The sequence below is a fragment of the Roseibium sp. MMSF_3412 genome, from assembly GCF_030733265.1.
GTDB lineage: Bacteria > Pseudomonadota > Alphaproteobacteria > Rhizobiales > Stappiaceae > Roseibium.
Map to the genome: position 1 here is coordinate 298,544 of NZ_JASHJI010000004.1, position 25,575 is coordinate 324,118.

Here is a 25,575-nt window from a genome sequence, read left to right on the forward strand (position 1 = left end):
GGGGGTTTTGAAATGAGACCGACACAACCCGCATCTGTTTTTCCGCGCTCTATTTCACCGAGATGCAGGTGCAGCTTGCGCGGCTGAAGACGTCCTGGGAGACGCTGCCGAAGGTCGAGCTATCCGACGGCGAGACGCCGCGGGCGCCCATGACGATCGTGGCGGCCTCTAACTCCTTCTGCACCTTGACGATTGCGTCGGCCGGCTTTCCGGACAGGATCGGCAGGGTTTCGAAATTGACACCATGGCCCCGGGCCTTTTCAGCGGCGTGATCAAGGATGATCTGGCCGATCTTGTGGAGGATCTTGTCCGGGGCCGGGCCGAGATTGGCCGAGACCGCCTTGTTCAGGATCTTGTGCAGCGGCGCGTCGAACTGGCCGGAAACATCCAGCGCCATCAGATCGCTAGCATCCTTGCCTCTCAGCAAAACATGGCAGATCAGCAGCCGTCCCTGATATTTCGCCGCCAGATCCGAGGCAATGCGCAGCGCCTTTATCGAGTGAACGGACCCGTCCACCGGGATCAGGATCTTGTGCATGTCGTCTCCACCCTCGCCATGCCCGATAGCTTAGGCAAAACGGGGCAGATGTGAAGACTTGGGTGAATAGCGAACGTATACTGAAATGGCTTTGACCATAGACAAAAGAACCGGAGCGCTCACGCACCCCGGTTCTCATCTCGCCACTGCCTTGACACCGTCCCGCCTCAGCGCGCCGGAAGGATGTTGTGCTCGGGGCCGAAGGGGAAGCCGGTGATGTTGTCCGCGCCGGTCTCGCCAACGATCAGTATGTCGTGCTCCCGGTAGCCGCCGGCACCCGGAAGACCTTCCGGGATCATGATCATCGGCTCCATGGAAACCACCATACCCGGCTCCAGGACCGTTTCCACGTCCTCGCGCAGTTCCACCGAGGCTTCTCGGCCATAGTAATGGCTGAGAACCCCAAAGGAGTGACCGTAACCGAAACTGCGGAACTTCAGGAGATCGTGGCTGCGGTAGATGTCGTTGAGCGCGGCGGCGATGTCGCAGCAGCGCGCGCCCGGCCGGATCAGCTTCAGGCCTTCCCGGTGCACATGGCAGTTGATCTCCCAGAGCCGCAGGTGCTCGTCGGAGGCATATTCGCAAAAGAGCGTGCGCTCCAGCGCGGTGTAGTAGCCGAAGATCATCGGGAAGCAGTTGAGACTGAGGATATCACCTGCTTCAACCGCCTTGTTGGTGACCGGGTTGTGGGCGCCGTCCGTGTTGATGCCGGACTGGAACCAGGTCCAGGTGTCCATGAGCTCAACGAAGGGAAACGACCTGCCGATTTCCCGGATCATGGCGTTGGTCGATGCAATCGCGACCTCGTGCTCGGTGACGCCCGCCTGAACAGCCTCGGCAACGGTGGCACCGCCGATGTCGCAAATGCGCGCGCCCTCGCGGATGAGGACGTGCTCCTCCGCACTCTTGATCGTGCGCTGTGTCATGGCATCGGCCGCAACATCCACAAAGTCCACGCCCGGGAACGCGGCCTCGAGGGTCTTCAGCAAATCCAGCGAGACATGGTCGAACTCGATGCCGATGCGGCGCACAGGCGCGTTCGGCCAGCCGATGAGCGACTGGACGGCGTAAAAGAAATTGTCGCGGCGCCAGTCGGTGTAGATCAGCGTGTCGCCATGGGTCCGGCGCCAGGGTTGACCGCCGTCGATGCCGGCGGCAACCGTGGTTGCCTTGTCCTGCGTGACGACGAGGCCGTATTTGCGGCCGAACTGGCAATAGAGAAAGCCGGAGTAGTAACAGATGTTGTGATAGGAGGTCATGAGGACGGCATCGATGCCGCGATCCGCCATCAGCTTGCGCAAATTGGCCTGACGCCGGTCCATCTCTTCAGCGGAGAAAGGCGAAAAACTCTTTTCGCCGTTGTTCATTTCGTAAATGCGGATCATGTCGTCGCTCATGGAAGATCTCCTTTCCCGATGTGAGCCGGTTCCGTTTTTCGTTCATTTCCGGGGCCTGAAACGCAAAACGGGCCGGCTTCCCGAAAAGAAGCCGGCCCGCCAGGCCCAAATCCAAATTGTCTTGCAACCGGGAGACCCTCTCGTCTCCACCCGGTGGCTGGCGTTCCGCCACCGGCACATATGGTGAGCTGCGGGGCTGTTACTTAGCCCGGTGTCAAACCTCTAAGCCTTTCCGACCGCCGGCGCAAGAGTTCCAGCACCGTCAGCAGCGCGATCGAGATCGCCACCATGAGCGAGGCGACCGCCAGGATGGTCGGCGAGATCTGTTCGCGCAGGCCGGTGAACATCTGCCAGGGCAGTGTCTTCTGCCCGGCAGAGCCGAGGAACAGGACCACGACCACTTCGTCGAACGAGGTGATGAAGGCGAACAGGGCACCGGAGACGACGCCCGGAACGATCAGCGGCATCTGCACCTTGAAGAAGGTGGTGACCGGGTTGGCACCGAGGCTCGCTGACGCGCGCACAAGCGACCGGTCGAAGCCGACCAGGGTCGCCGTCACCGTGATGATCACGAAGGGCGTGCCGAGCGCCGCGTGGGCCAGAACGACGCCCCAATAGGTGCCCTGCAGACCGATCCGGGAATAGAAGAAATACATGCCCGCCGCGGAAATGATCAGCGGCACGATCATCGGCGAGATCAGGATCGCCATGATCGCCGGCTTGTAGGGCACGTGCGACTGGGACAGGCCAACGGCGGCAACCGTTCCGAAGGCGGTTGCCAGAAGCGTTGCAACGGGTGCGATCAGCACCGAATTGACGAGCGCCTGCTGCCAGTCCGGGTTGGTGAAGAAGTCGTTGTAGTGCTTGAACGAATAGCCCGCCGGGTCGAAGGACAGCATCTCCTTGGTGAAGGTGAAGAAGTCCTGCGCGTTGAAACTCAGCGGCAGGATCACCAGGATCGGGAAGATCAGGAAAAAGAAGATCAGTCCGCAAATGACCCGGAACGTGTAGAACCACGTTCTCTGCAAGGGGGACGCATAGGGTGGTAGTGCGCTCATGTCGTCCTCCTATCCGAGCTTCACGTTGTCGATGCCGACAATCTTGTCGTAGACGACGAAGAGAACGAGCACCGCGACCAGGAGCAGGGTTCCGAGCGATGCCGCCAGGCCCCAGTTGAGCGACGACGAAATGTGATAGGCGATCCGGTTGGAAATGAAGATGCCCGACGTGCCGCCGACCAGCTCCGGCGTAATGTAGTAGCCGATCGACAGGATGAAGACGAGAATGGCGCCGGCGCCGATCCCTGGAACGGATTGCGGGAAATAGACCCGCCAGAAGGCGGTCCAGTCATTCGCGCCAAGGCTCTTGGCCGCGCGGACATAACTGGGCGAAATCGTCTTCATTACCGAATAGAGCGGCAGGATCATGAACGGCAGCAGGATGTGTGTCATGGCGATGATCGTGCCTGTCTGGTTGTTGATCATCACCAGACGGCCGGCATCGTCGATCAGCCGTGTCCAGACAAGGAAGTCGTTGATGACGCCCTGTTGCTGCAGCAGCACCTTCCAGGCCGATGTCCGCACCAGAAGACTGGTCCAGAACGGCAGCAGGACGAGGATCATCAGCAGGTTTGAGGTTCGCAGCGGCAGGGACGCGAGCAGAAATGCGATCGGGTATCCCAGAAGCAGGCACGACAGGGTGATCACGATCGACAGGAACAGTGTCCGCCCGAACAGGAACATGTAGATCTGCTGGTCTTCCGGTTTCATTTCGATGCCTTCTGCACCACGTTTGGCGTCAAAGGCGTTCAGGAAATAGCCGTCGGTGTAGCGCGGCGAAAACTGTTGCAGGACCTGCCAGGTCGCGACATCGCCCCATTTCTTGTCCGCACCGATGAACTGGTCCTTGAAAGGGCCGTCCTCGTCCATGCGCTTGATGCGGCGGCCAGTCTTGCGGAACAGGCTGGAAATCCCGCTCTGTTCATAGTTGAGGCGGGAGCCGAGCCGGGTGTGCGTCTTCTGGTCCACGGCGATGACCATGTCATCGTAAAGCGCGGCGAAGACCACTTCGTCGGGTGCTTCCCCGGAGGCCGGGTCCCACTTGCTGAGTTCGATAACCGTCTTCGGAAGCGTGTCGGCGACAATGCCGTTTTCGACGGAGCGGAACAGCATGTCGACGATCGGGGCGACAAAGGTGATCAGCACGAAAATCAGCAAGGGTGCGATCAGCAGGAAGGCGCGCAGTTTTTCGCGGCGCAATGCACGCCTGAGCGCGGCTTTAAGCGGCTTTCCGTCCTGTGTCGTCAGAACCTGACCGTCGGTGGTATCGCTCATGAAACAGTCTTCCGGTATCAGAAAAATCAGCCCGGGCGGAAGGATCCGCCCGGGCCGGAGCCTAATGGCTTACTGTGCGAGCCAAGCCTGGAACTTGGCGTCGATGTCGTCGCGATAGTCAGCCCACCACTCGTAGTTATAGAGGAAGGTGTTCTTCGCGTTGTTCGGGTCGGTCGGCATGTGCGGAGCCATGTCGATGCCGAGCGTTGCGTGCTGACCGACGAGCGGTGCAGAGGACTTGCGGGCCGGGCCGTAGGAGATGAACTTCGCCTGGTCGGCCAGACGCTGCGTGTCCGTCGCGTATTTGACGAGTTTCTTCACCTCGGCGAGACGGTCTTCGGGCAGACCGGTCGGGATGATCCAACCGTCAAGATCGAACACCTGTGCGTCCCACAGCATCTTGACCGGCTGTTTCTGCTCTTCGATCAGGGCAAACAGGCGGCCGTTGTAGGTGGAGCCGATCACGACTTCCTTGTCGGCAAGAAGCTGCGGTGTTTCAGCACCGGCAGACCACCAGACAACGTTGTCCTTGATCGTGTCGAGCTTTGCGAACGCGCGGTTCTGACCTTCTTCGGTCTCCAGCACGTTGTAGACTTCTTCCTTCGGAACGCCGTCACACAGCAGAGCCCATTCCATGTTGTTGATCGGGCGCTTTTCCAGGGACCGCTTGCCCGGGAAGGTTTCCAGATCGAACACGTCGCAAATCTCGGCCGGCTCCTTGCCGCCCCACTCGTCAACGTCCGAACGGAAGCCGAAGGTGGTGGAATAAACGATCTGCGGGATGAAGCACTCGGACACCAGAAGGTCACCGAAATCTTCAGATGCCGGAGTTCCGTCCGGCGCAGCTGCAAGAACGGTGTCCGGGTCGATTTCCATCGCCAGGCCTTCGTCGCAGAGGCGGATTGCGTCAGAAGCAACCACGTCCACGAGGTCCCAGGTCACATTGCCGGCTTCGTTCATGGCGCGAAGCTTGGCGACCGCCTCAGCGGAGGATTCGTCCCAGATCACGGTGATGTCGGGATTTTCCGCCGTGTAAGGATCAGTGTAGGCATTCTTCTGGGACGCCTGGTAAGCGCCGCCCCAGGAGACGAGCGTGAGGTCCGTGGCAAGCGCCGAGCTGCCGGCAAATGCCAGTGCAGTTCCTGCCAGAATTAAAGTCTTGAGCTTCATTTTAGCTAGCTCCCTCTTTTAGGATTGAACGGATTTTTCCGTCGTTGTCGCGGGCGGACTGCAGCATCCGCCGCGCGAATTTAGGCAACCGCGTCGAGCGCCTTGCAGTCGTTAAGTGCCCATCCAACCTGGACGGTTTCACCGACATGCAGCTTGCGCCGCTCTCCCCGGTTGCGAACTTTGACGATGAACTCGTCATTGCCAGCCACGTTCATGCGAACGCGGATATGGTCTCCCAAATAGATCAGTTCCTCGATCCGGCCATTGACCAGATTGTCCATCGAGTCATGCGTGTCGAATTCAACGCGCTCCGGACGCAGCGACAAAGTGGTCCTGTCACCCACTGCGGACACGTTCACCCTGTCGGCTTTCAGCTGTGTTCCGTCGTCAAGTTCGACGAGGCATTCCTCGCCTTCGATGCCGACGACCTTGCCACTGAGCTTGTTGTTCTCGCCAATGAACTGCGCCACGAACGAGTTCTGAGGATCCTCGTAAAGGTCATCAGGCGTGGACAATTGCTGGATGACGCCATCGTTGAAAACCGCGACGCGGTCGGACATCGTCAGCGCTTCGGTCTGGTCATGAGTGACGTAGACGACTGTCACGCCCAGATTTTCGTGGATGTGCTTGATTTCATACTGCATCTGCTCGCGCAGCTGCTTGTCGAGCGCGCCGAGCGGTTCGTCCATCAGAACGAGTTCGGGATCAAACACGAGGGCGCGGGCCACCGCGACGCGCTGCTGCTGGCCGCCGGACAATTGCGCCGGGCGTCGATTACCGAACGCACCAAGCTCGACCATGTCGAGCGCCCTCTGCACCTTCTGCTCCTGCTCGGCTTTCGGAACATTCCGGACCTGAAGCGGAAACGCCAGGTTTTCGGCCACCGACATATGCGGGAAGAGCGCATAGTTCTGAAACACCATGCCGATGCCCCGCTTGTGCGGCGGGACGTTGTTGATCGGACGGTCATTCAGGTAGATTTCACCATGGGTGGCAGGTTCGAAACCGGCCAGCATCATAAGACAGGTGGTCTTGCCGGAACCGGAGGGCCCAAGCATTGTCAGAAATTCGCCGGGCGGAATATCGAGATTGAGGTTTTTTACGACCAGGGATTCCCCGTCATAGCTCTTCTGAACGCTGTCATACTTAACAGCAGCGCCCCTTGCATTCGCCATATTGTCCCCAAATCCGGTTCTATCGTTATTATGGATCGCCTGGCAAATCTTGAGGTAACGATCGTTACCGCTCAGGAATTCGTCAAACCATCGCGGCTAGAAAAACAAAAAAGAAGCTTCTTTGAAAGGGGCCTGTGAAAAAAAATGGATATTTTTTATTCATGCTCCGACTGAATATTTTGCAGCACAGAGGGATGCGGGAAAATACACCCGAAACTACGGGTTCAGCGGAAAGAAAATCTTCTCTCCGACCGGTTTCAACGCATTGCGGCGGCTTTCAGTCTTTCCGCCGTTAGCGAACTATCGTCTTTATCTTCAGGCTGGGAAACCCTACAAACGTCGCAGAATGACACCGATACGACCGCCAGGCGTGCAAAGTGGCTTGCATCACAGAGGGCTTCTCACCGCAAAACCCCGACTTTTCCATTGCCCGCATCTCTTGAACGCACCGGCAACTCTCGTCTACGCTCCCCGAAAATGCAGGATTAGCCTTGTCCGACGCCGAGAAAAACGATCCGCTTTTTCTGACCACGAAAGAGGTCGCCGATCTTCTGCGCGTGAAGGAACGCAAGGTATACGACCTTGCCGCGGCCAACGAGATTCCGCATCGACGGATCACCGGCAAACTCCTGTTTCCCGCACAGGCCCTCAGAAGCTGGATTGACGGCGAGGACGGGACGGACACACCGGACAGACCCAACGTTCTGGCAGGATCCCACGATCCGCTGCTGGACTGGGCCATCCGTGCATCCGGGTGCGGTCTTGCGACGCTGTGCAATGGCAGCCGGGACGGTCTGGAACAATTTGCTTCCGGCAGCGCTCTTGCCGCCGGCCTGCATTTGCCGGACGACAACGGCTGGAACGTTTCCGCCGTATCGGCTTGCGGCAGCCAGAATTGCGTTCTCATCGGCTGGGCTGTGCGCAAGCGCGGCCTGCTGGTGTCGAACGAAGTTGCAAGCCGGATCGAAACGGTGTCGGACCTCAAGGGACGGCGTGTTGCGCAACGCCAGGCCGGTGCCGGCGCGGCCCTGCTCTTTGAGAACCTGTTGAAGGATGCCGGTCTTTCCGAGAGCGATCTGATCCTTTGCAAGGACCGGGCGCACACGGAAAGCGACGCGGCTGCCGCCGTTGCCACGGGAGAGGCTGATGCCGCGCTCGGCATCGAGGCGATGGCCCGGCGGTTCAAGCTTTCGTTTCTGCCGCTGGCCGACGAGAATTACGATCTCCTGATCGACCGCAGATCCTATTTCACCGAACCGGTGCAAATGCTCATCGCCTTCGCCCGGACACCCGAATTCCTGGAAAAAGCCGAGGCTCTCGGCGGCTATGACCTTGCGGACCTGGGAACGGTCCGCTGGCTTTCCGACTGATCCATCGAGGAACTTCTCCATGAGCGACATCCGCCCCCACGAAATCATGGTGCCGACATCCGATCCCGATGATGCCCGGCTTCGTTTCATCGGGCGCATTCACACGCCCTGGACCGACAGAAAGGACTGCCCGCGCCAGGGCAAACAGGATGGCCCGGAATGCCGGATCGAAGTGTTCGAGCCCTGGGTGCCGGCGCTCAAGGGGATCGAGGACTACGACCAGATCGAAGTGCTTTACTGGCTCGACAGATCCCGGCGAGACCTGGTTGTGCAGAACCCCGGACACACGGACAAGACCTTCGGAACCTTTGCACTGCGCTCTCCCGTTCGCCCGAATCCGATCGGCACGGTCGGTGCGAAACTGATCAGCGTCGAGGGGCCGAACCTGATCGTGCGCGGGCTGGACTGCATGAACGGAACACCGCTGATCGACCTGAAGCCCGACCGCTGTGCCTTCTCGCCGAAGGCGGCACCGAAGGACTAGGGCAGATCTCCTGCCATTCCAATCCGGCACCTCTCCATTCTGTTTCGTCGGCTTGACAAGCCCCTCCCGGAATTGAACATTCCAGCGCAATTCCGCTCGCCCCGAGCGGCTTTCTGGAGGAAGCAATGCAATCAGGATCTCAGACCGGCAGCACCGGTATCAACGACGTCGTGTCGATTGAACGACAGGGTCCGATCGCGCTTGTCGCATTGAACAATCCACCCGTGAACGCGGCCTCTCATGCGGTGCGGTCGGGGGTCTGGAATGCCATCGAGACCCTTCAGGAAGACGCGGATGTCAAGGTGATTGCCTTGTATGGCGAGGGCCGGACCTTCATAGCGGGTGCCGATATCCGCGAATTCGGCAAACCGCCGCAAGACCCCTGGCTGCCGGATCTTTGCAACTTCATCGAAGACAGCAAGACCCCCGTTGTCTGTGTTCTTCACGGAACGACGCTCGGCGGCGGACTGGAAGTCGCGCTCGCAAGTCACGTTCGTGTCGCGCTGCCGGGCACAAGGGTCGGGCTGCCTGAAGTCACGCTTGGCATTCTGCCCGGTGCGGGCGGAACCCAGCGCGCGCCGCGCCTTGCGGGCATCCCCGCCTCCCTTGAGCTGATCACGAGCGGCAAACCGATCCCGGCCGAAACGGCGCTTGACCAGGGTCTGATCGACCGGATCAGTGCCGGGTCGCCACGCGAGGTCGCCATTGCCGCTGCAGAAGACCTTCTCGGCGGCAAGCTGCAGGCAAGACGCACCTGCGACCTGCCTGTTGAAGAAGACGCAGATGCCGTTGCCGCCATGCGCGCAAAGCTCTCCAAGACCCAGCCGCTGCTCTTCTCGCCGCACAAGTGCGTCGACGCCGTGGAGGCCAGCCGATTGCCGCGGGAGGAAGGTCTGAAGGAAGAGCGCCGTCTCTTCAACGAATGCATGGACAGCCCGCAGCGGGCCGGCCTGATCCATGCCTTTTTCGCCGAGCGCGCGGTCGCCAAAGTTCCGGAAGCGTCCGCAAAGCCACGGGACGTTCACAAGATCGGTGTCATCGGCGGCGGCACGATGGGCTCAGGGATCGCGACTGCCGCGCTTCTTGCCGGGTTCAATGTCACGATGACGGAAAGGGATCAGGCCGGTCTTGACCGGGGCATAGCGACGATCACGTCCAATCTCGACGGGGCGGTGAAGCGCGGCAAGCTGACATCGGACGCCCGTGAGACAATCCTGTCGGAAAAGCTGTCGGCGGCAACGGAGCTCAACGCTCTTTCTGATGCTGATCTGATCATCGAGGCCGTGTTCGAGGACATGGGCGTCAAACGCGAGATCTTTGCAACGCTGGACAAGGTGGCCAAGCCCGGTGCCGTGCTGGCGTCAAACACCTCCTATCTCGATATCAACCAGATCGCGGAAGCAACAAGCCGGCCGGAAGACGTCGTCGGCCTGCATTTCTTCTCGCCCGCGCACATCATGCGGCTCATGGAAGTCGTCGTTGCCGGCAAGACCGGATCAGATGCAGTCGCTACCGGCTTCGCCCTGGCCAAGAAGCTGAAGAAGATCGCGGTGCGCTCCGGCGTCTGCGACGGTTTCATCGGCAACCGCATCATGACCTTCTACAAGAAGGCAGCCGACTACATGATGATGGACGGCGCGTCTCCGGAGGAGATCGACATGGCGATCACCGGTTTCGGCTTCGCCATGGGTCCGTACCAGGTTGCCGACCTTGCCGGGCTCGATATCAGCTGGGCGGCCAACAAGCGCCGCGCGGCGACGCGCCCCGCAGAGGAACGCTATATCCCGATTGCCGACGAGATTTGCGAAAAGGGCTGGTTCGGCCGCAAGACCGGGCAAGGGTTTTATGTCTACGATACCGACGGCACGCGCCCGAACCCGGAGGCGCTCGCGATCATCGAGGCGGAACGCGCCAAGGCCGGCGTGACACCGCGCTCGTTTTCCGGGGACGAGATCGTCAGCCGCTTCGTGACGGCTATGATCCTGGAAGCAACCCGCGTCCTGGAAGAAGGCATCGCGCTGCGGCCCGTCGATATCGACGCGGTGTTCCTGTTCGGCTACGGCTTCCCGCGCTTTCGCGGCGGACCAATGCACACGGCCGACCAGATCGGCGCGGCGGAACTGGTCAGGCGGATCGAGACCTACGCAAAGGAAGACAGCTATTACTGGCAGGTACCGGCCTTGCTGCGAAAGCTCGCCGAGGCCGGCGGCACGTTTGCGGAGATGAACGAGAGCTGAGGCTCAGAGCACGGCTCACGTCTTCGCCGGGCTTTGCTTACGTAGCGTTTTGCAGGCATGATGGACCTCTTCATAAAACTTTGAGGTGCATCATGGCCAAGTACCTGCGTCTGCGCAGCGGCGTCGCGCCGCTTATTTTGTTCGTTACTCTCGCGCTTTCATTCCCTGGTTCGGCACAAACCACCTATCTCAATGACAGGAACTCATTCGACATCGCCTGGACGACGCTCACCGACGAAATCGGCGACAGCGACCTTCTTTGGCTGCGGGTCGAGCCCGACAGTTTCTCGGTCATTGCCGCCACAGGCCGGGACGGCGAAGAGTTCAATCTCTGGTCGGTGCGGCGAAACAGCCGCGATCCGGGTTCCGTGGACAAACTCCACGGACCGATGCATATCGCCGACGGGCCGAAGTTTGTCGTCTCGCCCGAGCGTTTCAGCCAGGCAGAGCTGCAGATCTCGAAGCTGTGGACCATTTTGAGGGCCGCACCGGACAACCTGCCGACGAAAAAGCCGGGAGCAGTGACTGCAGCGGCTGCCTCGCTCGGTCCGGTCCTTGGCCAGTCCCACTGGGGTGTGAAATGGAATATCTCGGTCAGAAGCGACCGTGAGCACGGCCAGGTTTATGCTCTGGCCGACGGCCGGTTCGACGGCGCAGATATCAGTCACACCGAGCGCGGCCGCACGATGAACCTGCGGACCCAGTCCGACTGGCCCTTCGACGCGGCCGAACAGCGCTTTGCCGAGGTTATCGGTACGGGTGAACATGTCTTTGAAATCAATGTTCTGACCCATGGCGTCGAAATCGATGCCGTATCACCGAGCGACCCGGCATCGGTTCAGGACTACCGCTGGAACGGCGGCAGCTTTCGACGCGGCATCGGCGGCAAGCCGGTTTCCATGTACACCTTGACGGGCCGCAGCCAGCCATTTTCCATCACGAAGAGTGGGCTCGCCCGCCTGCCGCAGATCCTCGATGCGGCGCGTGCCGAGGCGCCGGCCGGCTGGAGCCATATTGACGGCGTTGAAGCAACCAGACCTCCTCCGGCAGGCAAGGAATCTGGCGTCCTGTGGGAAATCAGGTTCCAGGACGCCTCGGGTGGACGCGAAAAGGTGGTGGTGCGCGTGCGTCCCGACGCCAGCATCTATTCGGTGGCCTTGCCGGAAAGTCTGCGCGCCTTTGACAGCTACCTGTCAATCAAGGGCATGTCCGATGCCTTCGTTCAGTTTCAGGGCACGCTCGGCACGGACGTGAAGTTCTTTGAAATGACGTTCCGCGAGGATAGAGCCAGCATTGTGCTGCCCGATCCCGAAGCCACCGGCAACGTGGTGGAATACACGCTCGGCAACAGCGGCGTATCACGCGGCTTTTCGCGGCCGCGGATCATGGAAAACGACGCGGACCTGATCACTTTCACGCAAGCTGCCGGATTTCACCCTCAATTGGTTACCGATGTTCCGGCAATGCTGATCAAGGCCTTCAAGGTCGAAAATGCCGAGGTGTTCATGATCAAGCTCTGGAACGGTGCGCCGTTTTACAAAGACCCCAACGGCGCCCTTTTCCTGCAGATGCGCGTCGGCGTTCCGCCGCAGCACAACAACAGCGGACACGCGGTGTTCCGATATGACGGCGAATATGTCGACGGCGGGCGTTAGCGATGTGTGATGCCTTTACAGGTCATGCCATGGCTTGACCATGGCATCCATGCCGTTGCCTTTCCGTTGTGCGGGTGTTTTCACGCGGTCGCGCAAGGGTATGGATTGCCAGATCAAGTCTGGCATTGACCCCAGGTGGATGTCTTGCCGCTTTCGCGGCCTCCCTTCGCCTCATAAAACCAGCCTCATCCTGAGGAAGCGCGTGCGCGCTGTCTCGAAGGATGGCCTGCAAATGAAGTGCTCATCGGCCCATCCTTCGAGGTTTCGCCTTGCGACGCGCCTCAGGATCAGGTGGTTCGAACAAGACGCTCAAGCGATTTTTCCTCAGACGGATCTGGCCGCCTCCAATCCGCCTGCTGCATAGTCCGGCACGCTCGCGCCGAGCCGCAAGCCCAGGTCGGGGTTGGACGCATTGCCGTCGAGGGCGCGTTTCTTGACGCCCTGGAGGATGGCCCCCATGCGGAAAAAGGCAAACGCGAGGTAAAAGCCGAAGCCCGGGATTCCAGGCAGTCCCGCACGTTCGCAATAGGCATCGATGAACGCCTGATCCTCGGGAATACCGAGCGGGGCCCGGTCGACGCCAGCCAGACCGCGCCCTTCCGCGCCCGGCGGGCGCTGCCATTGCATGACGAGTGCGGCAAGATCGGCGAAGGGGTGCCCGATGGTCGAGAGCTCCCAGTCGAGCACCGCCACACAGTCCGGCCCATCTTGCGCGAAGAGCAGATTGTCGATCCTGTAGTCGCCATGAACCAGCGTGCGACGGCCATCGTCGTCCGGCACGTTCCTGTCGAGCCAGCCGATCAGTTCGTCCATTGCTGCAATCGTCCCGGTCTCGCTTGCCCGGTACTGCTTTGTCCACCGGTCGATCTGGCGCCTGTAGTAGTTGCCCTGTGGCCCGAAGTCCGAGAGGCCGCGTGCGTCAAGGTCCACCCGGTGGATGGCAGCGAGCACCCGGTTCATGTCGGCGTAGATACGGGCGCGAAGGGACATGTCCAGACCGGGAAGCCTCGGGTCATCGAAGTTCCGGCCGCGCACCAGCTCCATGACATAGAAGGCGGACCCGATGACGTCCTCGTCCTCACACAGCACGTGCATACGGGCAACGGGCACATCCGACCCGGCAAGGGCTTTCTGGACCCGGAACTCGCGGTCGACCGCGTGCGCGGATTTCAGAAGAACACCGGGCGGCTTGCGGCGCAGAACATAGTCGCCCGAGGCGGCGCTCAAACGGAACGTCGGATTGGACTGGCCGCGATTGAACTTTTCCGCCCGGACCGGGCCGGCAAAACCGGAAAAGTTCTCCTGCAGCCAGTTGCCAAGACGCTCCAGATCAAGATCAGCGGCGCCGGTCATTTGTTCTCACACCCTCCCCTGACCATCGACTTCATCCTGAGGAGCGTGCCGAAGGCGCGCGTCTCGAAGGATGGGCCATACACGCAGGAGCAAGTGGCCCATCCTTCGAGACAGCGCTGTGCGCTTCCTCAGGATGAGGCCAGTGTTGAAAGAGCCCCCTTTGCTCGCGCAAGTCGGACCGATCATCTTCAGACCTTGTCGTTGGTGTATTTTCTCAATTCCGTACGCGCGACCTGGCGCCTGTGGACGGCGTCCGGGCCATCGGCGAAGCGAAGCGTTCTCAAATGCGTCCACATGGCGGCGAGCGGGAAGTCCTGACTGATTCCGGCCGCGCCGTGGACCTGCATTGCCTCGTCGACAACCTTCAGCGCAGTCAATGGCGCGATCACCTTGATCTTGCTGATCCAGGGCTGGGCCGCACGTGTGCCCTGCGTGTCCATCATCCAGGCCGCCTTGAGACACAGAAGCCGCGCCATTTCGATTTCCATGCGGGCATCGGCGATGATGTCGTAATTGGCTCCCAGATCCGTCAGTTTCTTTCCGAATGCCTCTCGCTGCATCGCCCGTTTGCATAAGAATTCCAGGGCCATTTCGGCCTGTCCGATCGCCCGCATGCAGTGGTGGATACGGCCCGGGCCGAGACGTCCTTGTGCGACTTCGAAGCCACGGCCCTCGCCGAGCACAAGGTCCTCAGCCGGCACACGGACATTGGTGAAGCGGATGTGCATATGCCCGTGCGGGGCATCATCCGCACCGAACACCTGCATCGGCCGAAGCACCTTAATGCCCTCGGCATCGCTCGGGATCAGAAACATGGAATGGCGGCTGTGCTTGTGCGCCGACGGATCGGAACAGGCCATGACGATGTAAAGCCGGCAGCGCGGATCGCCGGCGCCGGTCGCCCACCATTTCTCGCCGTTGAGAACCCATGCATCGCCGTCTCGCTCGGCACTCAGCGCAATGTTGGTCGCGTCGGAAGAAGCGACGCCTGGTTCGCTCATCAGGTAGGCGGAACGGATCGTTCCTTCCAGAAGCGGCTTCAGCCAGCGCTCCTTGTGTTCGGAGGTTCCGTAGCGCTCCAGAACTTCCATGTTGCCGGTATCGGGCGCATTGCAGTTGAACACTTCGGCGGCGATGCCGACCTTGCCCATCTCCTCCGCAAGGTAGGCATATTCGACCGTTGTCAGGCCGAAGCCCTTCTCACTATCCGTCAGCCAGAAATTCCAGAGACCCCGTTCCTTCGCCTTCGCCTTGAGGTGATCCAGAATTTCAAGCTGGCGCGGCGTGTGCTGAAAACGGTCGCCGGAAGGATGCCTGCCGACTTCATGATGAAACTCGATGTCCAGCGGCGCGATCTCGGTTTCGACCATCTGCCGGACCTGTTCGATCAGCGGCCGTACCCGCTCGGTTATGCCCAGATCCATGACGTCTCCCTAAATGATGTCTCTCGCGTGCTTGCACGCGGTCAGATATTCCCGTTCCAGGCGGTCGACCACGGCGGAGGCAGGCCCGACCGACTTGATCGTGCCAATGCCCTGTCCCGCACCCCAGAGTTCCCGCCAGGCTTTCGGCAGCGGGCTGTCGTCCGGCATGACGCTGACGTCCCATTCCGCCGGCAGGTTGTCCGGGTCGAGACCGGCGCGCGACAGGGAGCCTTTCAGATAGTTGGCCGGATGCCCGGTAAACAGCGACGACGTCATGACGTCCTCCGCCGCGCCGGCGACCATCATGTCCTTGTAGACCCGGTCGGCGTTGGCTTCGTCCGTTGCTACGAAAGGCGAACCGACATAGCCGAAATCAGCACCCAGCACCCGCGCGGCCAGAAGCGCCTCACCCGTCGACACAGCCCCGGCAAGCAGCAACGGGCCATCGAACCATTCCCGGATCTCGCGAACGAGCGCGAATGGCGATTGCGGCCCTCCATGGCCACCTGCCCCGGCTGCGACGGCGATCAGTCCATCGGCGCCCTTCCCGATCGCCTTTTTCGCGTAGGTGTTGTTGATGACGTCGTGCAGGGCGATACCGCCACAGGAATGTGCCGCCTCGTTCACTTCGACCCGCGCGCCCATGGAGGTGATCCAGACGGGCACCTTCCACTTCGCGCAGATCTCAACATCCCGTTCCAGCCTTTCATTGGACCGGTGCACGATCTGGTTGACGGCAAACGGTGCAGCCGGTCTGTCGGGATTGGCCTGGTTGTGCCTGTCGAGCGTTTCGGTGATCTCCTTGAGCCAGAGCTCGAGCATCACCGGCCCGCCCGGTTCGTCGCGCGCGTTCAGCGCGGGAAAGCTGCCGATGATCCCGGCCTTGCACTGCGCAATCACGAGTGCCGGGCAGGACACGATGAACAGCGGAGCTGCAATTGCCGGCAGCCGTAAATCCTGCAACACAGGTGGAAGCGATCGCGCCTTCAGCATGCCGTCTGCCTTTCCCCGCTTTCGGCCAGATAGAACCTGTTGAGCCACGCGGCCTTGAGCGCCGGACGTTTCTCGCCGTCGATCTCGACCGTTGCCTGCCAGTTGAGATCCACCTCGCCGGGCTTCGCTTCGGCAACGCTTGAAAGCACGAAGCGGCCCCGGACCTTCTGCCCCGCCTTCACCGGGTGCAGAAACCGGACCCGGTCGAAACCGTAATTGATGCCCATGCGTGCTTCCGCGACCCTGGGCTGCGCCTCCAGCGCCATGGCGGAGAGCAGCGACAGGGTCAGAAAGCCATGGGCGATGGTCCCGCCGAAGGGGGTCTGCGATGCCTTTTCAGGATCGATGTGAATGAACTGATGGTCCTCCGTCACGTCCGCAAAGGCGTCGATCCGCGCCTGATCGACAGGGTACCAGGACGAAACACCGACCTCGTTGCCGACCAGGCGTTTCAGTTCCTCAACCGACAGCATGCGCGCTGCTTCACCTGCGCTCACTCATAGGCCTCCTGAAACAGGTCCGGCCCGGTTTCGACATTGATGCCGCCGCTGATCGGAAGAATGGCGCCGGTCACATAAGCCCCACCCCGGCCGCACAGGTATTGCAAGGCAGCCGCGATATCTTCCGGGCGGCCGACCCGGCCAAGCGGAACCTGGGCACCCACCCTTTCCCTGACATCTTCGTCAGCGGTTGCGAAGGCGGTCATCTTGCTGACGAACGGACCCGGTGCAAGCGCATTGACCGTGATACGCCTGCCGGCGAGTTCCTTGGCAAGGATCTTCGTGAGGTGATGAACAGCTGCCTTGGAAGCGGCATAGCTATAAGCGCGGTCGCCATGCGGCAGCTCACCCATCACCGAGCCGACATTGACGACACGGGCCGGGTCGTCATCGGTTGCCGCCTGCTCCAGAAGCGGAAACAGTTTCTGGGTCAGGTGGAAAAGCCCGGTGACGTTGAGCTGCAGCACGCGGTCCCAGGCGAAATACGGAAATTCGCCAAGCGGCATGCCCCAGCTGGTGCCGGCGTTGTTCATCAGGATGTTCAGGCCGTCGCAGCGATTGCCGATTTCGGCGCTGAGCGCGTCGATCCCCTCCTCGCTCGCAACGTCGCCGCCGAACCCTTCTGCGCTGCCGCCGTAACCGGCGGCGTTCAGTTCATCGGCGGCCGCGCGGCAGGCGTCTTCCTTTCGGCTGGCGATCATGACCCGCGCCCCGGCCGCCATCAGGCCCTCGACCGCCATGCGGCCGATTCCCGTTGCGCCTCCGGTCACGAGCGCCGTTTTACCGGCAAGGCCAAAGAGGTTGTCCGGCGTCATAAACCACCCTCGGCATGCTGCTTTCTGAGCGTCAGTTTGGACACCTTGCCGGTCGCCGTCAGCGGCAGTTGCTCAACAAAGACGATTTCGTCGGGAACCTGCCACTTGGCGAGCCTGTCCGCCAATAACGCCAACAGGTCATCCTCCTGCGGCTGTGCGTCCTCGCGCGGCACGACCACCAGCAGGGGACGTTCGTCCCATTTGGGATCTGGTACGGCAATCACCGCGCAGTTGGCCACATCGGGATGCGACATGACGATGTTTTCAAGATCGAGCGAGCTGATCCATTCGCCGCCGGACTTGATCAGGTCCTTCGAGCGGTCGGTGATCTTCAGGAAGCCCTGCGGATCGATCACCGCAATATCGCCGGTGCAGAACCACCCGTCCCTATCGAAAACGGGCGTGGACGCCTCCGGGTCCTCGAAATAGCCGGAGGTGATCGTATTGCCGCGCACGTAAAGATGCCCCTGAGATACACCGTCGTGGGGCATGCGGTTGCCGGCATCATCAACGATTTTCATCTCCACGCCAAAGACACCGCGTCCCTGAGACTGTTTGCGGTCAATGCGCTGTTCCTGCGGCAGGTCCGCCATGTCCGGGGGCAGATTGCACTGGGTTCCGAGCGGGCTCATCTCGGTCATGCCCCAGGCATGACAGACATTCACGCCCTTGGTTTCGAATGCCTCGATCAGCGTCCGCGGTGCGGCAGAACCGCCGATGACGACGTCGCCGAACCCGTCAGGCAGCCGGCCGCGCTGGTTGATCTCGTTCATCAGACCGAGCCAGACGGTCGGCACGCCCCATGCGGAGAAGACCTTCTCCGTGTCGAGGAGATCGAACAGGCTTTTTCCGTCCAGCGCGCCGCCCGGAAAAATCAGGCTCGCTCCCGACAGCGGGGCGGCATAGGGCAACCCCCAGGCGTTGACGTGAAACAGTGGTACCACCGGCAGGATCCGGGTTCCCTCCTGCAGGACCTTCGGGATCGTGATGCAGAGCGTGAATGCGTGCAGCAGGGTTGAGCGATGCGAAAACAGGGTGCCCTTCGGGTTTCCCGTTGTTCCTGACGTGTAGCAAAGGCCGGCTGCCTGGTTCTCGTCGAAATCCGGCCAGTCGATCTCCTGCGGCTGACCGTCCAGCAGTTCTTCATAGCAAAGCGCGCCCTCAAGCGATGTCTCGGGCATGTGCGCCCTGTCCGTCATGATGACGACGCGCAGATCTTCCGGAAAATGCGCGCGCAGCTTTTCGATGATCGGGACAAAGGTCGTGTCGCAGAACAGGATCCTGTCCTTGGCGTGGTTGACGATGTAGATCATCTGCTCCGCAGACAACCGCGGGTTGATGGTGTGGCAGACAGCACCGATGCCGGAGATCGCGTAATAAAGTTCGAAATGCCGGTAACCGTTCCAGGCAAGCGTCGCGATCCTGTCGCCGGGGTTTACACCGAGCTTGTTAAGCCCGTGGGCCAGTTGCGCGACACGGTGCGCCGTCTCGCGATAGGTCGTACGATGGATATCGCCTTCCGTTCGCACGGAAACAAGTTCGCCATTCGGATAGTTGGCCGCGGCAAAGGTGATGATGTCCGCAATCTTCAGCGGACGGTGCATCATCTGTCCCTTCATTTGTGTCCTCCCAAACACCGTTGCATTTTTGCAATCGCTCAAAGGGTTAGAGCTATGGTCCGTTCCCTAAACCGTAGCGCGCATGCGGCCTTCTGGAAAGCCGGGTTTGCGGAAATCCTTTGACAGCACGCGTGTGTTGCGCCAAACCCCTGCTCGAGCCGCGACACTGCCGACATTTGCCGACCTGAGGATCGAATTTATCAAATGGCCCAGAAACTGGTCATCGCCGTCTGCACGGCGCAGCGTCCGAACATGCTCAAGGCGTGTCTCAACAGCCTCGACAAGCTGATCCGGCCGGAGGGAACAGAGCTTTGCGTTGTTGTTGTTGAAAACGATGCCGTGCCGTTTTTCACGGGCGAGGCCGCGACGGAAGCGAAGGCGGCATTCGGCATTCCGGTCTATTTCTATCATGAGCCGCGCAGGGGCATTCCCTTTGCCCGCAACACGGCCCTGGAGGCCGCGCTAGAACACGGTCCGGACTGGGTCGCCCTTATCGACGACGATGAACGGGCGGAACCGGACTGGATCGAAAAGCTTTTGAGCGCCTGCAAGACCTTCGATGCGGAGGTTGCCAACGGCCCGGTGCGGCGCATTTATGAAAAGCCGGCACCGCACTGGTGGAAATCGCAGCTCCTGAAGCCCCGTCCTACCGGAACCGAAATCACCGAAGCGCCGACCAACAATGTTCTTATCAGTGCCCGCATCCTGCGAAAGGACGGGCTGGGCCTTAGGTTTGACGAGCGGCTGACCTTTGGCAGCGAGGACATCGACTTTTTCCGCCGGACCCACGCAGCCGGCGCCAGGATGATCTGGGTTGACGATGCCTTTGTCGAGGAAGACATCCCGGCATCGCGGGTGACGACCAAGAGGCTGTTGAGCCGGATGCACATGGCGGCAACGTCCGGTGCGTTCAACATCGTCTTACGGGAAGGCAGAGGCAAGGCCGCGCTGCATTTCATTCCGAAAAGCGCACGGCGCATGTTCTTCGGGTTGCTGGCCACGGTCACCGGCTTCCTTATGAAACCGCTTGCAAAACAACGCGGTGAGAAACTCTACTACTACGGTCTCATCCGACTGATGAAGGGCTCGGGCAACCTGCGCGGCCTGTTCGGCCGGGCGCACAATTACTATGACGTGATCGATGGCAACTGATCCAGCTACAACTCAGCGGAAACTGGCGCATATTCACCTTGGCGTCGACGGCGGCGCGGAGAAATTCTTCGTGCGCCTGTCGCGTGCCCTGGCGAAACGCGGCGTGGAACAAATCGCCTTCATCCGGCACGACAGGCCCTGGCGGGATGAACTTGCCGAGCACTGCGAGGTGCACGAACTGAAGTTCAGCCGCTCACATTTCAAGCGTCACTTCATTCGATGGGGAATTGCCCGCGACATCAGGAATTTTGGTGCGAAGACAACCCTCGGGTGGATGAGCCCGGCGAGCAAGTGGTTGCCGAAACCCGGCCCCGATATGCGCACCTTCCTGCGCCTCGGCGACTTTCCGGACGGTTTCCACACCTATGGCAATGTCGAGGATCTGATCGGCAACACGCCTGAAATCGTCCGCCAGGCAGTCGAGGCCGGCTGGCCCGCCGACAGGGCGCACATGATCAGCAACTTCGTGGATCCCCTGCCGGACAGCCTCCAGCCTGTCAGCCGCGCGGAATTCGATACACCGGAGGACGCGGCCGTTCTGATTGCGCTTGGACGGTTCGTTGAACGCAAGCGGTTCGACCTGATTATCAGGGCACTCGCCCAGCTGCCCGAGACCGTTCATGCCTGGCTGATCGGCGACGGCGAACTTCAGGAGGACATGCAACGCCTCGCGCGCGACCTGGGCGTTGAAAACAGAACGCATTTCCTCGGCTGGCAGCGCGACCCCTCGCCTTTCCTGAGTGCAGCCGACATCCTTGTCTGCCCGTCTGACGAGGAGCCGCTCGGAAACGTGGTTCTGGAGGGATGGAACGCGGATCTGCCCGTCGTTGCAACAGCCTCTCAGGGACCAGGCTGGCTGATCGAACACGGCAAGACGGGGCTCCTGTCGGCCTGTGGCGATGCAGACGGGTTGGCGGGGTCGATTTATCTCCTCGTTTCGAACGAAAGTGAGAAAACCACGCTAACGGTCAATGCCCGGACGACACTTGCCGAGCGCTTCACGATCGAAGCAATAAGCAATCAGTATCTACAGCAATTCGGATTGCAGCATTGAAGTGGAAAATGGATACGTATTCGGACAGATATGAAAGGATTACGCTTCATATCGGAGCTCATCGAACAGGCTCCTCGTCCGTACAAGCTGCTTTGCACATCGCCCGGGCGGATCTCGCGCAATCGGGCCTGGATATCGTTGCGCCACAAGTCGCCGATGCGCGTCACGTAACCGACCACAGGCCTTTGTTGAACCGTTACCTTGCTGCATACGACAAGCAACGCCAGAAATCGTTTGCGGGACGAATTCTGTCCGCACCTTCGCTCAGAAAAACCACACGTATGTATCTCGAGCAGACATCCGGACAAAACAAAGAGCTGCTCTGGTCCGATGAAAACATCCTTGGCCGGGCGGTTGAGGCGTCTGCGCCAGGTGTTCTTTATCCCGAAGTACGGGGCAGACTGGAAGCTCTGGAGCGCCTGGCAGGACGGAACGTTGATCGTGTGATTTTGACCATCCGAACCTATGATGAGTTTCTGGTTTCTTATGAAGCCATGCGGCAAGCCTATGGAGATGGCGGAATTGGGTTCGACAATCTTGAGAGTTGGAGCACCAGAAACCTTCAGGGATGGACAAGCGTCGTGGACGCAGTCCAGGAGGTCTTCGGCAACGCCTCGATCGAAATCTGCTTCTTTTCGAAATTTCTGGTCTCAGAGCGTTTCAACAAGCTAACGGGGCGAAAACTCTCTGAGAAACACGCCGCCGAGGCAAACGACCTTGTGAACATTGCACCGACGAAAGAAGCGCTGCACGCACTGTCATCGCTGAAGACGTCAAACGCTCTGACCAAGCAAGAGATTGACCAATTGCTTCTTGACCATAGAAACGGTCATAGATTTCAATCTAAAGAAATTTTCTCTTCGGATTTTCTTGATTTTTTACAAAGCCAATATTTGGAAGACACTCAAGAAATATTACGCATTCCCGGTCTTGTAACCGAATAATTTTCATTGGCTGGACTTGCGAGAAGTATTTGATTACTGCAGACCAAACGCATTGAGCACTGCGTTGCGCGTCATGCCTTGACAGAAATTTGTTTTTGATCCAGCAGACGGCGCAGATGTGCTTCGAAAACCTTGCACTCAATTGTTCTCGAAGAAATCTCGACATAGGGTGGGACCCTCTCCAAGTCTCTCAGACACACGAACAGGCCACGAAATTCAATGCTGAATGGTTCAAATATTCTCGTCACCGGGGGAACCGGTTCCTTCGGACACACGTTTGTCCGCATGACATTGGAACGCTTTGATCCGCAGAGAATTATCATTCTATCTCGTGACGAGATGAAGCAGTGGGAAATGGCAAAGCTGTTTCAGGACGACAGCCGCGTGAGATTTTTCATAGGCGATGTCCGGGACCGGGAGCGCCTCTACCGTGCCATGAACCGTGTGGATTACGTGGTCCACGCGGCCGCCAGCAAAATCGTCCCCACTGCAGAATACAATCCCTTTGAGTGCGTCAAGACGAACATCAACGGTGCCATGAACGTCATTGACGCGGCGATCGACAATGGCGTCAAACGCGTCGTGGCACTTTCCACCGACAAGGCATCCAGCCCGGTCAATCTCTACGGTGCCACCAAACTTGCATCAGACAAACTCTTCGTCGCAGGAAACTCCTATGCGGGTGGAGACGACACGCGGTTTTCTGTGGTTCGCTATGGCAATGTCATGGGGTCGCGGGGATCTGTGATTCCGTTCTTCATGTCGATCCGCAATGAAGGGTCCCTGCCAATCACCGATGAACGCATGACGCGTTTCATGATCACGCTCGATCAAGGTGTCGAACTCGTCTGGCGCGCGTTTGAAGACATGGTAGGCGGCGAAATCTACGTCAAGAAAATACCTTCGATGAAGGTGACCGATATCGCAAAGGTTATCGCGCCACAGGCCAAACTGAAAATCGTTGGAATCCGCCCGGGTGAAAAACTTCACGAGCAGATGGTGGGCGTCGAAGATGCGCATTTCACTTACGAATACGACGGCTTCTTCAAGATCCTGCCAAGCATACACAAGTGGGATACCACATCCGAGCGCATCAAGGACGGAACAAAGGTCGCAGAGGATTTCCTCTATGCAAGCGACAATAATCCAGAGTGGATGTCCGGCGACGAACTGCAGAACTGGATCGATCAGAACCTGTCAAAGATCGGAAAAATCTGATGCTCCCCTACGGACGGCAATCGGTCGATGACGATGACATCGCAGCCGTCGTTTCGGTGTTGAAGTCGGATTTTCTCACGCAAGGACCCGTGGTTCCGGCGTTCGAGAACGCGGTTGCCAAAAAAGTCGAAGCCGGGTTTGGCGTTGCCGCCAACTCTGCAACGTCTGCGCTGCATGTTGCGGTTCAATCCCTGGGGGTCGGCCCCGGTGACAGGGTGTGGACCTCGCCAATCACATTCGTCGCATCCGCGAACTGCGCCCGGTATTGCGGCGCTGACGTCGATTTCGTCGATATCGACCCGAACACGTTCAACATGTCCGCCGACGCCCTTGAGCACAAGCTCAAAGATGCCGAACGTAACTCGACGCTGCCCAAGGTCATCGTTCCGGTTCATATGTGCGGTCAGTCACCTGACATGCAGCGGATCGCAGGTCTTGCGAAAACCTACGGGATAAGGATTGTTGAAGATGCCAGCCATGCGATCGGCGCTCGCTATCTGAATGAGCCGGTCGGTCGTTGCAGGTTCAGCGACATAACCGTGTTCAGCTTTCACCCGGTCAAGATCATAACCTCCGGCGAAGGCGGCCTGGCGGTCACAAACGACCCGTCCCTTGCTGAAAAAATGTCCCGTCTCAGAAGCCACGGCATTACCAGAGACGCTGAAAAGATGACCAGGCCCGCCGATGGCCCCTGGTACTACCAGCAGCTGGAATTGGGTTTCAATTACCGGATGACCGAGCTGCAGGCAGCTTTGGGCATCAGTCAGCTCGAAAAACTGGATCACTTTGTCGCGCGCCGTCACGAACTCGCAAGACGATACGATGAGCGGCTGGAGGCCTTGCCACTCGTCAGACCGCATCAGAACGAAGACAGCTTTTCAGCTTTTCATCTTTATATCGTGCGTCTGAAGACCGACGATGCGGATCTTCACAGGACTGTTTTCGAGAAGCTGCGCGAACAGGGGATAGGTGTAAACCTGCACTACATTCCCGTTCACCTACAGCCTTACTACGAAGCCCTGGGATTTCGGCACGGGGATTATCCGGAAGCAGAACGGTACTACCGGCAGGCGATCACGCTGCCCTTGTTTCCCGGAATGAGCGAACAGGATCAGGACGACGTCATAAGGGTTCTGAAGGCAACCTGCGATGAATGCGGTCTCTGAGTTGCCGGGCGTGCGCAAAACCAAAGAAAGCGGCGGCACTGCCGACAAACTCGTTCTTGGAACAGCGCAACTCGGACTTGACTACGGTATTGCCAGCGCCCGCGCCCCCGACAGGGCGGAAAGCATCGAAATCATTCATACCGCCATTGCCGGCGGCGTCCGGACCCTTGATACAGCACGGGCTTACGGCAGAAGCGAAGACGTTATCGGTGCTGCCTTGGCAGACTACGATTGCCCTGATTGTCAGATTGTCACCAAGCTCAGCCCGCTTGGCGAAATCCAGGAAAACGCAGACGCAGCGACTGCGAGGTCGGCAGCGGAATCGAGCCTCGAGCAATCGTCGCACGCTCTGCGAAAATCTCACCTCGATACCGTTCTTTTTCATCGGGTCTCACACGTGCAGGCATGGAATGCATCTGTCTTCAACCTGGCAAGAGACTGGCAAAGCTCCGGCCGAATAGGGTCGATCGGCGCTTCGGTTCAATCGGTCGACGAACTCGAGACCGTGCTCGATATAGACGAAATTTCGCATATCCAGATGCCCTACAACATGCTGGACCGGCGATGGAATACGGCGATCGAAAGGATCAAGGCCGAGCAGGAAACTCGAAACCTGACAATTCACATCAGAAGTGTCTTCTTGCAGGGTCTCCTGATGAGCAGCGAGGCTGCCCTTTGGCGGCGCGCGCATGTCCACGACCCATCGCCGATCGTGGAATGGCTCGAATCCTTGTGCAGAAACCTTGGTCAGCGCGATATCGCAAGCCTCTGTCTTTCCTGGGCACGCGCGCATAACTGGGTTCAAGGCGTGGTCGTGGGATGTGACAATCTCGATCAGCTTCGCGACAATCTGGACATGTTCAGCGACAAAGAACTATCGCAGGATGACTTGCTTCAGATCCGAAAGAGCTGTCCGGATGTCGCTGAAGAAACGCTAAATCCCGCCATGTGGACTAACTGATGCGGTGCGCAACAGCG

22 protein-coding genes are annotated in these 25,575 nt (G+C 59.6%); 10 read left to right on the forward strand and 12 right to left on the reverse strand.

The window, feature by feature from the left end; genetic code table 11:
- Positions 1–49 precede the first annotated feature (49 nt).
- From RBB49_RS10250 to RBB49_RS10275, 6 genes are all read right to left on the reverse strand, one after another.
- Complete coding sequence (locus RBB49_RS10250) at positions 50–538, reverse strand: universal stress protein (RefSeq protein ID WP_306142660.1); 489 nt, start codon at positions 536–538, stop codon at positions 50–52.
- Positions 539–705: 167 nt separating this feature from the next.
- On the reverse strand, positions 706–1,935 hold the full coding sequence (locus RBB49_RS10255; protein WP_306142662.1) for a M24 family metallopeptidase: 1,230 nt from the start codon (positions 1,933–1,935) through the stop codon (positions 706–708).
- 203 nt (positions 1,936–2,138) lie between these two features.
- A complete protein-coding gene (locus tag RBB49_RS10260) occupies positions 2,139–2,993 on the reverse strand; it encodes an ABC transporter permease (RefSeq protein ID WP_306142663.1) in 855 nt (284 codons plus the stop codon).
- A 9-nt stretch (positions 2,994–3,002) separates the two neighbouring features.
- Complete coding sequence (locus RBB49_RS10265) at positions 3,003–4,268, reverse strand: ABC transporter permease (protein WP_306142664.1); 1,266 nt, start codon at positions 4,266–4,268, stop codon at positions 3,003–3,005.
- 69 nt (positions 4,269–4,337) lie between these two features.
- Positions 4,338–5,438 carry an extracellular solute-binding protein gene (locus tag RBB49_RS10270; RefSeq protein ID WP_306142665.1) on the reverse strand — a complete coding sequence of 367 codons (1,101 nt, stop codon included), beginning with the start codon at positions 5,436–5,438 and terminating at the stop codon, positions 4,338–4,340.
- Positions 5,439–5,518: 80 nt separating this feature from the next.
- Positions 5,519–6,613, reverse strand: a complete 1,095-nt coding sequence (locus RBB49_RS10275; protein WP_306142666.1) for an ABC transporter ATP-binding protein — start codon at positions 6,611–6,613, stop codon at positions 5,519–5,521.
- A 491-nt stretch (positions 6,614–7,104) separates the two neighbouring features.
- On the opposite strand from RBB49_RS10275, the gene RBB49_RS10280 reads away from it, so the two are divergent.
- The 4 genes from RBB49_RS10280 (at position 7,105) to RBB49_RS10295 (ending at position 12,359) form a co-directional block, all read left to right on the forward strand.
- Positions 7,105–7,983 carry a helix-turn-helix transcriptional regulator gene (locus RBB49_RS10280; protein WP_306142667.1) on the forward strand — a complete coding sequence of 293 codons (879 nt, stop codon included), beginning with the start codon at positions 7,105–7,107 and terminating at the stop codon, positions 7,981–7,983.
- 19 nt (positions 7,984–8,002) lie between these two features.
- Positions 8,003–8,467, forward strand: a complete 465-nt coding sequence (tsaA, locus tag RBB49_RS10285) for a tRNA (N6-threonylcarbamoyladenosine(37)-N6)-methyltransferase TrmO (RefSeq protein WP_306142668.1) — start codon at positions 8,003–8,005, stop codon at positions 8,465–8,467.
- 125 nt (positions 8,468–8,592) lie between these two features.
- Positions 8,593–10,704, forward strand: a complete 2,112-nt coding sequence (locus RBB49_RS10290) for a 3-hydroxyacyl-CoA dehydrogenase NAD-binding domain-containing protein (protein WP_306142669.1) — start codon at positions 8,593–8,595, stop codon at positions 10,702–10,704.
- A 92-nt stretch (positions 10,705–10,796) separates the two neighbouring features.
- Positions 10,797–12,359: a hypothetical protein gene (locus RBB49_RS10295; protein WP_306142670.1), complete on the forward strand. Its 1,563-nt coding sequence runs from the start codon at positions 10,797–10,799 to the stop codon at positions 12,357–12,359.
- Between the two features lie 324 nt (positions 12,360–12,683).
- Here the strand turns inward: RBB49_RS10295 and RBB49_RS10300 are convergent, their stop codons facing one another.
- From RBB49_RS10300 to RBB49_RS10325, 6 genes are all read right to left on the reverse strand, one after another.
- Entirely contained in the window at positions 12,684–13,712 is a 1,029-nt protein-coding gene (locus tag RBB49_RS10300) for a phosphotransferase family protein (protein ID WP_306142671.1), read from the reverse strand.
- Positions 13,713–13,900: 188 nt separating this feature from the next.
- Positions 13,901–15,136 carry an acyl-CoA dehydrogenase family protein gene (locus tag RBB49_RS10305; protein ID WP_306142672.1) on the reverse strand — a complete coding sequence of 412 codons (1,236 nt, stop codon included), beginning with the start codon at positions 15,134–15,136 and terminating at the stop codon, positions 13,901–13,903.
- A 9-nt stretch (positions 15,137–15,145) separates the two neighbouring features.
- Positions 15,146–16,129 carry a nitronate monooxygenase family protein gene (locus RBB49_RS10310; protein ID WP_306142673.1) on the reverse strand — a complete coding sequence of 328 codons (984 nt, stop codon included), beginning with the start codon at positions 16,127–16,129 and terminating at the stop codon, positions 15,146–15,148.
- Positions 16,123–16,602 (reverse strand): MaoC family dehydratase, encoded by a 480-nt coding sequence (locus tag RBB49_RS10315; RefSeq protein ID WP_306142780.1) that lies wholly within the window; start codon positions 16,600–16,602, stop codon positions 16,123–16,125. Before RBB49_RS10315 ends, RBB49_RS10310 begins: the two co-directional genes overlap by 7 nt.
- A 20-nt stretch (positions 16,603–16,622) precedes the next feature.
- The gene (locus RBB49_RS10320) at positions 16,623–17,444 is read right to left on the reverse strand and encodes an SDR family NAD(P)-dependent oxidoreductase (protein ID WP_306142674.1); all 822 of its coding nucleotides are present in this window, start codon (positions 17,442–17,444) and stop codon (positions 16,623–16,625) included.
- A complete protein-coding gene (locus tag RBB49_RS10325) occupies positions 17,441–19,063 on the reverse strand; it encodes a long-chain fatty acid--CoA ligase (RefSeq protein ID WP_306142675.1) in 1,623 nt (540 codons plus the stop codon). The genes RBB49_RS10320 and RBB49_RS10325 overlap by 4 nt, the downstream gene beginning before the upstream one ends.
- Positions 19,064–19,267: 204 nt before the next feature.
- On the opposite strand from RBB49_RS10325, the gene RBB49_RS10330 reads away from it, so the two are divergent.
- The 6 genes from RBB49_RS10330 to RBB49_RS10355 all read left to right on the forward strand — a co-directional run bounded on the left by RBB49_RS10330 (position 19,268) and on the right by RBB49_RS10355 (position 25,558).
- Entirely contained in the window at positions 19,268–20,215 is a 948-nt protein-coding gene (locus RBB49_RS10330; protein WP_306142676.1) for a glycosyltransferase family 2 protein, read from the forward strand.
- On the forward strand, positions 20,205–21,269 hold the full coding sequence (locus RBB49_RS10335) for a glycosyltransferase (RefSeq protein ID WP_306142677.1): 1,065 nt from the start codon (positions 20,205–20,207) through the stop codon (positions 21,267–21,269). The genes RBB49_RS10330 and RBB49_RS10335 overlap by 11 nt, the downstream gene beginning before the upstream one ends.
- A gap of 8 nt (positions 21,270–21,277) precedes the next feature.
- Positions 21,278–22,213, forward strand: coding sequence for a hypothetical protein (locus RBB49_RS10340; protein WP_306142678.1), 936 nt, complete (start codon positions 21,278–21,280; stop codon positions 22,211–22,213).
- 219 nt (positions 22,214–22,432) lie between these two features.
- Positions 22,433–23,431 (forward strand): UDP-N-acetylglucosamine 4,6-dehydratase (inverting), encoded by a 999-nt coding sequence (pseB, locus tag RBB49_RS10345; protein WP_306142679.1) that lies wholly within the window; start codon positions 22,433–22,435, stop codon positions 23,429–23,431.
- Positions 23,431–24,597, forward strand: coding sequence for a UDP-4-amino-4,6-dideoxy-N-acetyl-beta-L-altrosamine transaminase (gene pseC, locus RBB49_RS10350; protein WP_306142680.1), 1,167 nt, complete (start codon positions 23,431–23,433; stop codon positions 24,595–24,597). The genes pseB and pseC overlap by 1 nt, the downstream gene beginning before the upstream one ends.
- The gene (locus RBB49_RS10355; RefSeq protein ID WP_306142681.1) at positions 24,581–25,558 is read left to right on the forward strand and encodes an aldo/keto reductase; all 978 of its coding nucleotides are present in this window, start codon (positions 24,581–24,583) and stop codon (positions 25,556–25,558) included. Before pseC ends, RBB49_RS10355 begins: the two co-directional genes overlap by 17 nt.
- Positions 25,559–25,575: the final 17 nt, after the last annotated feature.

Bases quoted from the DNA above. Each gene is read 5' to 3' on its own strand.
- RBB49_RS10250 (WP_306142660.1), bottom strand. From the start codon at position 538: ATGCACAAGATCCTGATCCCGGTGGACGGGTCCGTTCACTCGATAAAG.
- RBB49_RS10255 (WP_306142662.1), bottom strand. From the start codon at position 1,935: ATGAGCGACGACATGATCCGCATTTACGAAATGAACAACGGCGAAAAG.
- RBB49_RS10260 (WP_306142663.1), bottom strand. From the start codon at position 2,993: ATGAGCGCACTACCACCCTATGCGTCCCCCTTGCAGAGAACGTGGTTC.
- RBB49_RS10265 (WP_306142664.1), bottom strand. From the start codon at position 4,268: ATGAGCGATACCACCGACGGTCAGGTTCTGACGACACAGGACGGAAAG.
- RBB49_RS10270 (WP_306142665.1), bottom strand. From the start codon at position 5,438: ATGAAGCTCAAGACTTTAATTCTGGCAGGAACTGCACTGGCATTTGCC.
- RBB49_RS10275 (WP_306142666.1), bottom strand. From the start codon at position 6,613: ATGGCGAATGCAAGGGGCGCTGCTGTTAAGTATGACAGCGTTCAGAAG.
- tsaA (WP_306142668.1), top strand. From the start codon at position 8,003: ATGAGCGACATCCGCCCCCACGAAATCATGGTGCCGACATCCGATCCC.
- RBB49_RS10290 (WP_306142669.1), top strand. From the start codon at position 8,593: ATGCAATCAGGATCTCAGACCGGCAGCACCGGTATCAACGACGTCGTG.
- RBB49_RS10295 (WP_306142670.1), top strand. From the start codon at position 10,797: ATGGCCAAGTACCTGCGTCTGCGCAGCGGCGTCGCGCCGCTTATTTTG.
- RBB49_RS10300 (WP_306142671.1), bottom strand. From the start codon at position 13,712: ATGACCGGCGCCGCTGATCTTGATCTGGAGCGTCTTGGCAACTGGCTG.
- RBB49_RS10305 (WP_306142672.1), bottom strand. From the start codon at position 15,136: ATGGATCTGGGCATAACCGAGCGGGTACGGCCGCTGATCGAACAGGTC.
- RBB49_RS10310 (WP_306142673.1), bottom strand. From the start codon at position 16,129: ATGCTGAAGGCGCGATCGCTTCCACCTGTGTTGCAGGATTTACGGCTG.
- RBB49_RS10315 (WP_306142780.1), bottom strand. From the start codon at position 16,602: ATGCTGTCGGTTGAGGAACTGAAACGCCTGGTCGGCAACGAGGTCGGT.
- RBB49_RS10320 (WP_306142674.1), bottom strand. From the start codon at position 17,444: ATGACGCCGGACAACCTCTTTGGCCTTGCCGGTAAAACGGCGCTCGTG.
- RBB49_RS10325 (WP_306142675.1), bottom strand. From the start codon at position 19,063: ATGAAGGGACAGATGATGCACCGTCCGCTGAAGATTGCGGACATCATC.
- RBB49_RS10330 (WP_306142676.1), top strand. From the start codon at position 19,268: ATGGCCCAGAAACTGGTCATCGCCGTCTGCACGGCGCAGCGTCCGAAC.
- RBB49_RS10335 (WP_306142677.1), top strand. From the start codon at position 20,205: ATGGCAACTGATCCAGCTACAACTCAGCGGAAACTGGCGCATATTCAC.
- RBB49_RS10340 (WP_306142678.1), top strand. From the start codon at position 21,278: ATGGATACGTATTCGGACAGATATGAAAGGATTACGCTTCATATCGGA.
- pseB (WP_306142679.1), top strand. From the start codon at position 22,433: ATGCTGAATGGTTCAAATATTCTCGTCACCGGGGGAACCGGTTCCTTC.
- pseC (WP_306142680.1), top strand. From the start codon at position 23,431: ATGCTCCCCTACGGACGGCAATCGGTCGATGACGATGACATCGCAGCC.
- RBB49_RS10355 (WP_306142681.1), top strand. From the start codon at position 24,581: ATGAATGCGGTCTCTGAGTTGCCGGGCGTGCGCAAAACCAAAGAAAGC.